The sequence below is a fragment of the Leptospira mtsangambouensis genome, assembly GCF_004770475.1.
Taxonomy (GTDB): Bacteria; Spirochaetota; Leptospiria; order Leptospirales; family Leptospiraceae; genus Leptospira_A; species Leptospira_A mtsangambouensis.
The window spans coordinates 350,001-362,017 of record NZ_RQHK01000002.1 but is presented as its reverse complement, the minus strand read 5'-3'; the positions used below and the strand labels follow the sequence as shown (position 1 = coordinate 362,017).

Sequence of the window (12,017 nt, the reverse complement as noted above, 5' to 3'; positions counted from 1 at the left end):
TAACCAAAGTTCGTAACAACTCAACTAAAAAACGCTGATCCAAAATCTCCCAAAGTTCGGTTTCAATTCATCTATCTACAAAGACAAATTCAGAAGAAAACAAATTTAGGAAAACCGTATCCAACATGGACACCTAGTGTTCCGCAAACGTTTCGAGCGGCACAGTGATTAGAAAAACTACATCTCCGAAGTCATTTTGTGTTCTAGAGGAGGCTGATTTTCAAAAGAAGTTAACCCAATCCTCCAGGGCTTTTCTTGACTTTTCTTCTGACAGCTGGTTTATTTGGCATCGAATGGCCCAATTTTTAACATTTGTTCGCTCCTTATTTCAATCTCCAGCTAACGTAGAACTTCGCTACCAAAGGTACTACGTCGCAACCAACTCCATTTATGTTTTAGCCGGCCTCATCCACTTTGTTTTCATTTTTTTCTTTAGTGCTGTTGGTGCTTTGGAAATGGCACTCTTTAATCTAGGAAGTGTGATTTGGTTTGCGTTTACAATCTGGATCAATCGCAAAAAATATTTATTCACTTCTTTGTATCTTTGTTTTTCAGAGGTCTTTCTCCATGCTTTAGCGGCAACTTACTTTTTTGGTTGGGGGGCAGGTTACCAGTATTATATGATGCTTTTTGCAACGGGAATTTTTCTCCTACCTCCTGGAAAAAACTTTCTCAAATTTGGAAGTATAGTCCTCGGCTGTTTACTCTTTGCGTCGACTTATTATTATTCAATGTCCTATCCACCAATCTACCATTGGACACCAAATTTTCTGGCACTCATCAATGTATCCAACATCATCTTCTCTACTCTATTCCATGCAGGGTTTGCTTATTACTTTACCCTGGCAGCAAACATTGCCGAGGATTCTTTAGAAAGCGAAAACAAAGCCCAAACTGCATTTTTCCAAAACATATCCCATGAATTAAGAACCCCTCTCACTTTAATTGCAGGGCCTTCAGAATCTGCGTTAAAACGATCAGAAGGACTGTCTCCTTCAGAAGTGAAAGTCATCGTAAACCAATCAAGACGTCTCACTCGTTTGGTGAATCAACTTCTTGATTTACAAAAAATTACTTCAGGCAGAATGGAACTCAGAAAATCTACTCTTCCGTTAGGTGATTTTTTACTTCAAGTTTCCGAAAATTTTACCGCTTACGTAAAAAGAAAAAATATAAGTTTCGAACTCTCATTATGTGAAGAAACTTTATTTGCCAATATAGACCCTGAACAAATTGACAAATGTATTTTCAATTACCTTTCCAACTCGATTAAATTTACGGGAGAGGGTGGAAAGATCCATTTGGAATTACAAAGAAAAGAAAACGAAGCCATTGTTTCTGTTCGAGATTCTGGGATTGGAATGGAAGATAATCAAATCCGAAGGTTGTTTTCGCGATTTGGAATCAGCGAAGCATCTCTCACAAGGGAACAAGAAGGAACCGGTTTAGGCCTAGCATTAGTTAAGGAATTAGTGGAACTCCATGGAGGAAAAGTTGGTGTAGAAAGCGAATTGGGCAAAGGTTCACATTTTTATTTTACTTTGCCTTTATGCGAAAATCACCATAAAGACCAACAAACAAATATTCAACGTTACTTCCCTACCCGACACGAATATATACCGGAAGAAGTTTCACATCCACTAGTATTTTCAGAAATAATAAATACAAAAAATACCATCAAACTTTTGATAGTTGAAGACAATCCTGATTTGCGGTCTTATTTAGGATCAATTTTGACTCGAGTAGGTTTTCATGTTTTGGTTGCAGCAGATGGTTTGGCTGGACTCGAAACCGTATTATCCGAATCTCCAGATTTAGTCATTACCGATTTAATGATGCCAAAATTGAGCGGACTTGATTTAATTCGTGAAATCCGAAAAAAAGAGCACCTCCACTCTCTTCCAATCATTTTACTCACTGCCAAAGCAGACGAAACTACAAGAAAAGAAGTTCATGGAGAAGGAGCAGATATTTATTTATCCAAACCATTTTTAGAATCAGAACTTTTGAGTGTGATCCGAAATGCTTTACGTTTAAAAGAAAAAGAATTTTATCTCAGTGAGGAACTTACCCGGGGAATCCGAATTCAAAAAAAACTTTTGCCTGAGTTACAATATGATCATACTTTGATCTCTACCGAATTAAAATTCCTGCCTAGTGATGGAATTGCAGGTGATTACTATATTGTACAACAATTAGGTGAAGGAAAAACTTTCTTATTCCTAGCAGATGTTTCAGGACATGGTTTTGCAGCAGGTATGATTTCTGCCATGTTACACTTTGTACTCAAACTTCCAGATACACCAAAAAATAACCCCTCCGCCTGTTTGGAATGTTTAAACACTTATTTATTTGGAAACACAGCTGGTTTATTTGTCACTGCAGTTGCAGTAGTTTTAGATTCGAAACATCACAAAATAATTTGGTCTAAGGCAGGCCATGAAGATATTTATTTGGGAACAAAAGAGAAGGTTTCGCCTTTGATAGGCAAAGGAAAACCTTTAGGGATCCTTCCTAAATGGGAAGGAGAAAACAACGAAGTAAATTTTTCGTTAGGTGATAAACTATTCTTATTTTCTGATGGGATTTTTGATGTTCGCTCCAAAAACCAAACTTTGTTTAGAGATTCTGGATTTTTGGAATGGAGCAAACAAAAGGAACTTTGGAAAGAAAAATCTTCTCTTGAAATATTAACAAATATGGCAAAAGAACACCAAAGTGCAGAGAAATTCGAAGATGATGTAACTCTTCTCTCAATCGAATTTTTAAGGTAATGCTTCGCAACTAAAAAGGACTGAGTTTTCTCTGGAACCAGTTGACTCGTTTTCCGTAATCGAAAATAAAGGCACAAGTCAATGATGAACCCTGGTTTAGATCTCACATTATTCACGTGGAATAACACTATTGCAATTCTAGTCGTAATGTTTGTTTGTTACTTGGCAAGTTTTCGCCAAACCATTCTTTTTATATTTGTGCTTGTCTTTACTTTGTTAGCCTGCATTCAGTTTACATTTTATTCACAACACGATTCAATTAAAATCATGAGTTTCATCAAACTCATCTTCCTTCTTCCCTTTGGTTTGGGAGCAGTGCTCACCTTTGCTATTTTTTCCGAAACCATAAAACCAAAATTCCTGGTTTGGTTTTCCCGTTATATCAACTTTGCTGTTGTGGCGAATATCTTTGTGATGGTTTTTTCTCCCGACGGTGGTACCTATCGTGGGTTCTTAAGTCGCTTTGTATGTCTCGCTCTCCTCATCTGGTTGATTCAGGAAATGGCAAAAAAACGTTTCCAGACAACACAGTTTGATCAAGGATTTTTCATCTTTCGATCCTCACCATTACAATGGATCTTTTGCCACGCTGCTTATCGTATTGCACTTTTATCGCTACCAACCTTTGATAGCCTACATTACCTTCTTCTTGAACCTTTGAGTCTATTGGTTATGTTTGTCCTCTATCGTTTGCACAAAAAACGTTATCCTCTCCATTATTATTTTGGTTTTTCCGACACACTCGTAGCAACAACACTAACAGTACTTATGTGGTTCCCGATTTTGCACCCGTTCGAATACAATGGGACCTATGTAACCAAACTACAAGAAAACTTTTGGGATATGATTTTTATCCCAATTCAGCTTGTCGTAATCGGGTGTGCCTTAATAGCGATATTCAAAAACATCAATAATCTTTCGGATCAACAATCATCCGTGAATACAAGCAGGGTTCCCCAGTATAAATAAAAGACAATCTTTGAATCAGAAACATATTTTAAAAAAGTCGATCAGATAAAGTAGTAGTAAATTTTTGATTGCATCCGTTCCAACAACGACAAAAAATTACTTATGCATGTTTTAGAAAAAAACAAACACATCGTTAAACGATTCAACGAGGAAGTCATTCAAAACTGTAATGAAGATAGCTTCAAAGAACTAATGCACGCAAACTTCGTCAATCGTTCCGCACCTGAAAACGCAAATGATTCGAATGCAATGTGGAATACATTCAGTTCAGTGTTAAAACCGGCCTTTCCCGATCTAACCGTAGAAGTTTTTGATCAAGTCGCCGAAGGAGATAAGGTGACAACACGTAAAGCCATCACAGGAACTCATAAAGGTGTTCTCATGGGGATTGCTCCCACACAGAAAAAAATTAGAATTGATGTCATTGATATTGTACGTTTGCAAGAAGGTAAATATATCGAACACTGGGGGCTCAATACATTACAAACAGTTCTCGCCGAACTAAGGTCAGCATAAAATCTACCTTTCAAAAGCCAGGGCTTCGGTCGCAAATCCACCGCTATGCGACCTTTCTATCTATCTCTCAAGAACTAAATACCAATCCAAAGTGATTACCAATACACTTCCAAAAAAGATTTTTCTTTTCTACGGATCCGTTCGAATTCCAAGATTTCTTTTGAATTTTTTAAAGTGATATCAATATCATCCCAACCGTTTCGAATCCGATTGATAGAAGCAAAATCCAAATGGAAGTGGAATGTTTGGTCTCCAGCTTGTACTTCTAAATTTTCTAAATTGATTCGAATTTGAGAACCTGAATTTTTCGAAACCCAGTCATTGATAAAATGAATCTCTTCTTCTTTCAAACGAACGAGAGCAATCCCATTCTTTGCCGAATTAATGGAGAATATATCAGCAAAAGAAGGAGCCAAAATCGCACGGAAACCAAAATCAGAAAGTGCCCAAGGTGCATGTTCTCGACTCGAACCACAGCCGAAATTTTTTCCAGCTATGAGCACACTTGCATTTTTAAATTCTTCCTGGTTCAAAACAAATTCAGGATTAGGAATCTTACCTTCAAAATCTAAATACCTCCAATCAAAAAATAAATGTTTTCCAAAACCTTTTTTATCGATCAATTTCATAAATTGTTTGGGAAGTATTTGGTCCGTATCAATATCCTCTCTTGGGATTGAAACAGGAACTCCTGTATGGATTGTCCAATTTTTTGAATTCATTTTAATTTCCTCACATCTATCAATTTTCCCGCTACTGCGGCAGCTGCAGCCATTGAAGGACTCACTAAATGAGTTCTTCCTCCTCTGCCTTGTCTTCCTTCGAAATTACGATTGGAAGTAGATGCACATCTTTCTCCCGGTTTTAATACATCATCATTCATCGCAAGACAAAGGGAACAACCAGGCTCCCTCCATTCAAATCCAGCTTCTTTGAAAATTTGGTCCAAACCTTCTCGTTCTGCCTGACGTTTGACTGAACCTGATCCTGGAACCACCAATGCTTGCACTTTTGGATGGACTTTTTTTCCTTTCGCAACTTCTGCTGCTGATCGTAAGTCTTCTATCCTTGCATTGGTACAAGATCCAATGAACACCTTATCGATGTTAATTTCAGAGATAGGAGTTCCTGGTTTTAAATCCATATATTCCAAGGCGTTCTCTGCTGTTTCTCTTGCCCGTTTCTCCTGGTATTCATTTGGGTCGGGAACAACTCCACTGACGGATAAAGTCTGAGATGGATTGGTTCCCCAAGTCACCTGTGGTTCTATATTAGAAATATCTAATTCAATTATCTCATCAAAAACAGCATCTTTATCTGTAAAAAATGTTTTCCAGTATTCAACTGCTTCTTCAAAACTTTTTCCTTTAGGGACTAACCTTCTATCTTCCAAATAATCAAAGGTGATTTGGTCTGGAGCGACGAGACTTGCCCTTGCACCAGCTTCAATACTCATATTACAAAGAGTCATTCGACCTTCCATAGAAAGAGAACGAATCCATTCACCTGAATATTCTAAAGTATAACCCCTTCCACCTGCTGTTCCCATCTTGGCTATGAGTGCAAGAACTACATCTTTTGCAGTGATTCCAAATCCAGGTTTACCAACAAATCGAACTAACATAGATTTTGTTTTTGCCTGTTTTAAAGTTTGAGTCGCAAGCACATGTTCTACTTCGCTAGTTCCAATTCCAAAAGCCAATGCACCAAAGGCTCCATGCGTTGCTGTATGAGAATCGCCACACACGATTACAGATCCAGGAGTGGTAAATCCTAACTCTGGACCAACTACATGCACAATCCCTTGTTCAGGATCTTCCGGACCAAACAAATGGATTCCAAAATCTTTGCAATTTTTCTCCATTGTATCAATCTGCAATCGGGAGACTGGTCCTGCAGCATCTCTGTTTTTACGATCTCTTGTGGAAACATTATGATCCACAACTCCAAAGGTAAGATCTTTCCTTCTAACATCTCTATTCTTCGTTCTTAATCCTTCGAATGCTTGGGCAGAAGTCACTTCATGGAGGATATGACGATCCACATATAAAATTGTTTCAGAATCTGCATTCTCTAAGATCCGATGACTTTCCCAAATTTTGTCGTATAGAGTTTGTCCCATATTTCCCTCTTGGTAATAAAGATATCAAATTAATTGATATAATGCAAATAAATTGGTTTTATAAAATATATAACTAAAAGTTATAAGTATATATGGAATTCAGACAGATCGTTTATTTTCTAGAAATTGCAGATTCAGGTACTTTCCAAAAAGCGGCAACTAGGCTTGGATTAACTCAACCTGCACTCTCCAAACAAATTTTTCTTTTGGAAAAGGAATTAGGAGTCGCAGTTTTGGAAAGAGGAGGAAGGTCTGTTCGACTAACACACGAAGGTGAAAGATTCTATCAGTATTCAGTGCGTATGAAAGAATTATGGGAAGAAATACAAATTGGTTTTACTAAGGAAAAGGAACTAAAAGGTAACTTTTCCATTTCGGCTGGAGGTACAGTTTCTGCTTGGATCTTACCTCAGGTCTTAAAGGAAATTTTAAAAAAAAGACAAGGACTTTCACTTTCCGTAAGAGAAGGAGATGCCAAGGAGACTAAGGATGCAGTATTAAAGGGAGAAGTAGACCTTGGGATTTTGACTGGTCCCATTTCTGAGCCTAGTCTGAACGTTCTGGAATTTTTATCCGATAGAATCTTTCCTGTGGCTGCGAAGGACCATCCAATCTTTCTTAAAAAGAAAATTAAAATCGAAGATCTAAAAAAACAATCCTTTGTATTTTTCCATCCAGGTTCTGCTCTTAGAAAGGCAGTGGAGAAGAAGATCAAATCTTTTTCGAAAGAATTCGGACCAAATATTGCGATGGAACTCAGAAGTGTAGAATCCGTTATCAAATCATTGGAAGCGGGACTTGGAATCGGTTTTTTATCAGAGTATTCCATTAACCCCAAATTAGAAAAAATTAAATTTGAAGAATGGAACACCGAAAGGAAATTTTATCTCTGCTATCGCAAAAAATCGGGACCTGCACTTGCGATGCTCGCAGAAGAAATTTTAAGATCCACAGAAAAATGGAGAAGTGAAAGAGAAACCTTCTCCAATTAACTAAAAAAAGGTGACCATATTTATATTCTATTAAAATATCCAATCACTGAAAATATTTGATTCAGTTTGAATCCTTGTTTGGATTGATAAATGATCCAAACAAGTTTGTGAATTCAAAAATTAAAACGATAATTTGCACCTACCTGAACATAACTCAATATCGTCTTCGAATCATAGAACATCGGAATTAATATTTGTGGCCCATACACTTTTAGCAAAATTTGGGAAGGATCCGAATTTCCTCCACCTCCTCCTTCATTTTCTGTGATATAACCTGACTTTAATTTGTTATTTAAGGTCATGTTACTTGCTTCCACAAACAAACTGAAATCACCTTTGATCTTTGTTGAGAATTTTACATTCACTTCAGTTCCAGTTGATTTCCATTGGTAGTCTAAACCATTTTGACTGTATCGAAAAGGAGAAGAATCCAATCGAAATTCGTTGCTTCGAAAAGAGGATGGGCCCTGCATATCCAAATGCAAAATCTGTCCTTGCAGAGTAAACCTTTCTAAAAACTTCCATTCGAATCCAATTCCTAAACTATAACCTTTAAGCGAATTGGTTGTATCTCGATAACTCACTCGATTGGGATTGATACCTGTAGCGGTAATTCCACCGAGACTATCTACCTCTTGGTTGGTCTTTGTCCAAATTCGTTCCACCCCTCCTAAAATTTGAAGGTCTAGCTGCGGAAGCGGATAAGGAGTAAAACCGATCCGAGAAGAGACTTTTTGAAACTTTGTATCGCCGTTTCCAAGAAGAACATTTGCAGTTTTTTCAGAAGAGGAAGAAGAGCCACTCCCACTTCCATAAGCAAGCGTCTGAAATCCACCAATATCGAGATTTCCCTTTGCCTCCGTTCCTCGAAACTCAAAAGTGAATCGGTTCCAAGCGTAAAACAAACGTGCGGTGGCATTATGATTTTTTGTTTTGTATGGGGTGGACTGTAGCTCTGCTTGACCACCACTACTAAAAAGAAGACCTGCAACCTGGATGGTTTGAAAAAAAGGACGGAGCTCTGATTGACTCTCACCACTTCCAATTCCAAAAGAACCTTCTAGATAGTGACGTTTGGCATTGGAAAGTTGTTCCTCTCTTTTTTTCTGTTTATCTTCCTTGGCTTTGAGATTTTCTTCTTCTTGTTTTTGTTTCTCTGCTAGTTCTTTGTCTTCTTTGATTTTCTTCTCCTTCTCGGAAACTTGAGGTTCGATTTTTGGAGAAGAGGATTCAGACTTTTTCGCAAAAGATACTTTTCGGATCAGCGATTTCGAAAGCACTTTTGTGTTACCGTCTGTAAGTTTGATCGTCACAGAATCTTTGTCTTGGGTTAAGATGGTACCTTCCCATTTTTCTCCGGACTTGAGTTGAATCGTTTCACTATGAATAGATAAATTTGCGAAAAGAAAGATTGGAAACAATAAGGGAACAATTTTTTTCATAACTTTTGCCAGTTCAAAACTAGTATCGGAGAATTTTAACAGATCTCTTAAATTCTGCAATTCGATTAAACATTTTATGGATGAATTTATAAAGAAAAAGATCCATTCAAAGGAAGAGAATGATTCTAGAAAATCAATGTTACAAAACGCCCTTGTCCGGTTTTCAATGTACCATGATAAAATCGTAAGAGTGTAATACCGAAATAAAACAACTTTGTGAATGCAAATTCTTTCCTTCACAAAGTGCTTGCGAGAAACCATCCTCATCATAAAAATCAGCGAATGCGCAGGAAACTTTGGATTTTCGTATTTATTCTCAGCATTCTCTTTTCATTGGGAGCTGAAGTCATTGCAGGGCTTGGTGGGTTTGCCAGTGCCTTTTCTTCTATCGAATTGGGATCAGGCTCACTGCCTGCTGCGCGAGTCGGGGGACCATTCATCCTGACAATCCTTCTTGTATTCCTCTTCCTTGTTCTTCTGTCGTTTTTTTCCTTACTCACTGCCTCTGGAATATTGGGACTGATCAAAGGTCTATTTCTGGGAGTGACATTAGGCCTGTTAGTTGACTATATCGTGGTCCGAAAAAAAATCGAACCAGGTGATCCTGCCATCATACGTCGTTGGGCAGGGCGAGGTGCCGCATTTATGTTCGTGTTTGTGCTCTGGGTCGGAATCCTCAATCCCTTAGTTTCCCAATTCGGCAAAAATCCCATCGAAGTTTTCAGCCCAAAAGATATCGTTGGGATTTTTTCTACCACCGGGATTTTTGTCTGCGCTTTCTTTGCTTGTATCGGTGTCATACAGTTTTACTGGACACGCGGGAAGAAAGCGAAGGTCTGATCATTTTACATCCAACCTATATAAAATGAAAAAATCAATCGTAGATGAGATTTTAATCTCAAGAGAGATGAAAAACGAGAAAACTGTAGCAGTCGTTAGATTCGTAATTTTCTCTATCGCTTCTATTTTGGATTATTTATCTTATTTCCAAGTGATCAACTATACAATTGTCACACCCACTTTGATCACTCTCTTGTTGGACACTGTAGTTTTGGTATTTGCGGGTATTGTGCTTCTTTTCCTAAACCTATATTCATATAATCCTTATTTGAAATTTTTTACGATCACTTTAGATTATTTCATAATTGGACTAATGTTATTTTTTGATCCAACAGTGCAAAAAGGCCAAGGTGTTATTTATTTTATCGCAATGATTAGTGCGATTTTCATTTATCAATTTAACCTACTCCGACATTCAAAAATAGGTACAATATATGGTGCTTTTTTAGCCTTTGTTTTTCTTCTCGTAATTTCAATTGGATTAGGTGAAGGACATCCTGTCGATTTTATTCCAATGATGATAGGACTCGGGATGATACTTGCCATAGGTTATGTAACAACAGTATCGAATATTGAAATGGTTAAAGAGGCAAATGCAAAGCAGATGATGGAAAGATACCTTCCCTCACAACTAGTCAGCGAATTTTACAAAAACAAAGCACAATTAGAACCTGGTGGCGAAAACAAAGAAGTAACAATTCTATTTTCCGACATTCGGTCTTTTACCAAATATTCAGAAAATCGATCAGCAGAGGAAGTTGTACAATTTTTAAATGAATATTTATCTCGCATGACTGATGTCATATTTCGATTTAATGGTACAATTGATAAGTTTATCGGTGATGCGATCATGACCATATTTGGTGCTCCATTCAAACAGGATGATGATGCTCTCCGTGCCGTTAAATCCGCTGTGGCAATGATTCATGAATTAGAAAAGTTAAACCAAAAAATGGTTCATCCACAAGATAAATTACATATGGGAATTGGAATCCATACAGGAGAAGCAATCGTTGGAAATATTGGCTCAGACCGAAGATTGGATTATACGGTCATTGGTGACAATGTAAACTTAGCTTCTAGGATTGAAGGATTAACCAAACACTATAATTGCCCGATTTTAATATCGGAGACAACTTACAAACAAATAGAAGGAAAATATTCATTGTTCGATGGCTTTGAAATTCGAGAAATTGATAAAGTGACCGTTAAAGGAAAATCAAAACCTATCACAGTGTATGAAGTGATTTGTTTAGATATTTAGGTATTATATTAAAAACCAAAATACCACATACTGCCAAAAATCCTTTATACCTACGCAAAGACGAGCCAACCGTATTCCCAAGGTTTCCCGTTTTTATACCTTCCAAAAACCGGCCTTGTTTCTTTATGATCACATTTTTTTTCTGCAAGTCGATTTAACTTTCGACCACGATGATTCTAAATTAGAATTAAGTATCACCGTTGATTCCTGATTGATCATGTTTAAATTTTCTATCATAATCTAATTTCAAAGACCAAACCACCCATACTACCTTCGAATTCACCTTCTTTTACGGAGAAAAAAGCATATATTTTTCTTCATGAATTTGATTCCTTTTTTTAATATAAGTTTGCATTTCTAGAAATTGATCTTATATCTTTCCAACATATGGCTATCAATGAGAAATTATTGGATCGTGTTCGGAAGTCTATGGAAGGACAAACGGATGTGGTAGAGAAAAAAATGTTTGGCGGTATATGTTTTATGGTAAACGGCAAAATGTGCGTCTGCATTAGAACTGATGAAATCATGTGCAAAATTGATCCTGAAACTGTTGAATCCATTCTATCGAAGAAAAAGGCTCGCCCAATGATCCATAACGACACCTGATGAAAGGATTTGTCTATGTTAAGGAAGAAGATATAAAAACAAAAAAAGAAATTGAATATTGGATTCAATTATCTCTCGATTATAATAAAAAATCTCCACCAGCTAAGAAAAAGGCCAAGAAAACGAGTTTAAAAAAGACCATTCCCAAAAATAACAAGAAATAGATTTTGGATTTGTAAGAGTCCAGTTGTTTTCTCGCGATCAATTTTCGATGAACAACATTGAATCTAGAAAACAAAGGATTCATTCTGTAACATTCGACCTTAAAAAATCACTCACATCACAATCAGTCTACGGTTATTCGCAAGTATCAGTTATCACTCTATTTGTATCATTTTGAAACTCTACCGTTGAGTAATGGCGATATAAGTAATAAATTGAGTGCATTATTTTTTCATTTTTAGATCGAACAAAATATTGATTTTTAGCTTTGGATTCCTAATCGATCGGAATCTGCATTAGAAAACGAAAAAAATATCCTTCCTTTTA

Annotated in this window: 11 protein-coding genes; 8 read left to right on the top strand and 3 right to left on the bottom strand. The window is 37.0% G+C overall.

Going from position 1 to position 12,017, the window contains the following annotated elements; all coding sequences use genetic code 11:
* Window positions 1-293: 293 nt before the first annotated feature.
* The 3 genes from EHR01_RS01580 (at window position 294) to EHR01_RS01570 (ending at window position 4,259) form a co-directional block, all read left to right on the top strand.
* The gene (locus EHR01_RS01580) at window positions 294-2,774 is read left to right on the top strand and encodes a SpoIIE family protein phosphatase (protein ID WP_135692873.1); all 2,481 of its coding nucleotides are present in this window, start codon (window positions 294-296) and stop codon (window positions 2,772-2,774) included.
* Between the two features lie 147 nt (window positions 2,775-2,921).
* Window positions 2,922-3,743, top strand: a complete 822-nt coding sequence (locus EHR01_RS01575; protein WP_244309944.1) for a hypothetical protein — start codon at window positions 2,922-2,924, stop codon at window positions 3,741-3,743.
* A 102-nt stretch (window positions 3,744-3,845) separates the two neighbouring features.
* Entirely contained in the window at window positions 3,846-4,259 is a 414-nt protein-coding gene (locus EHR01_RS01570; RefSeq protein ID WP_135692871.1) for an ester cyclase, read from the top strand.
* A gap of 95 nt (window positions 4,260-4,354) precedes the next feature.
* On the opposite strand, the gene leuD is transcribed toward EHR01_RS01570, so the two are convergent.
* Window positions 4,355-4,981, bottom strand: coding sequence for a 3-isopropylmalate dehydratase small subunit (gene leuD, locus EHR01_RS01565; protein ID WP_135692870.1), 627 nt, complete (start codon window positions 4,979-4,981; stop codon window positions 4,355-4,357).
* On the bottom strand, window positions 4,978-6,381 hold the full coding sequence (leuC, locus tag EHR01_RS01560) for a 3-isopropylmalate dehydratase large subunit (RefSeq protein WP_135692869.1): 1,404 nt from the start codon (window positions 6,379-6,381) through the stop codon (window positions 4,978-4,980). Before leuC ends, leuD begins: the two co-directional genes overlap by 4 nt.
* Before the next feature lie 92 nt (window positions 6,382-6,473).
* Between leuC and EHR01_RS01555 the strand changes: the two genes are divergently transcribed.
* Window positions 6,474-7,373, top strand: a complete 900-nt coding sequence (locus EHR01_RS01555; RefSeq protein ID WP_135692868.1) for a LysR family transcriptional regulator — start codon at window positions 6,474-6,476, stop codon at window positions 7,371-7,373.
* A gap of 113 nt (window positions 7,374-7,486) precedes the next feature.
* On the opposite strand, the gene EHR01_RS01550 is transcribed toward EHR01_RS01555, so the two are convergent.
* On the bottom strand, window positions 7,487-8,815 hold the full coding sequence (locus tag EHR01_RS01550; RefSeq protein ID WP_135692867.1) for an LA_0442/LA_0875 N-terminal domain-containing protein: 1,329 nt from the start codon (window positions 8,813-8,815) through the stop codon (window positions 7,487-7,489).
* Between the two features lie 216 nt (window positions 8,816-9,031).
* Between EHR01_RS01550 and EHR01_RS01545 the strand changes: the two genes are divergently transcribed.
* The 4 genes from EHR01_RS01545 to EHR01_RS19275 all read left to right on the top strand — a co-directional run bounded on the left by EHR01_RS01545 (window position 9,032) and on the right by EHR01_RS19275 (window position 11,692).
* Entirely contained in the window at window positions 9,032-9,655 is a 624-nt protein-coding gene (locus EHR01_RS01545; protein WP_244309943.1) for a hypothetical protein, read from the top strand.
* A 25-nt stretch (window positions 9,656-9,680) separates the two neighbouring features.
* Window positions 9,681-10,919, top strand: a complete 1,239-nt coding sequence (locus tag EHR01_RS01540) for an adenylate/guanylate cyclase domain-containing protein (protein ID WP_135692866.1) — start codon at window positions 9,681-9,683, stop codon at window positions 10,917-10,919.
* Between the two features lie 387 nt (window positions 10,920-11,306).
* Window positions 11,307-11,528 (top strand): TfoX/Sxy family protein, encoded by a 222-nt coding sequence (locus EHR01_RS19410; RefSeq protein ID WP_341866987.1) that lies wholly within the window; start codon window positions 11,307-11,309, stop codon window positions 11,526-11,528.
* Window positions 11,528-11,692, top strand: a complete 165-nt coding sequence (locus tag EHR01_RS19275) for a hypothetical protein (protein ID WP_244309942.1) — start codon at window positions 11,528-11,530, stop codon at window positions 11,690-11,692. The genes EHR01_RS19410 and EHR01_RS19275 overlap by 1 nt, the downstream gene beginning before the upstream one ends.
* Window positions 11,693-12,017 lie beyond the last annotated feature (325 nt).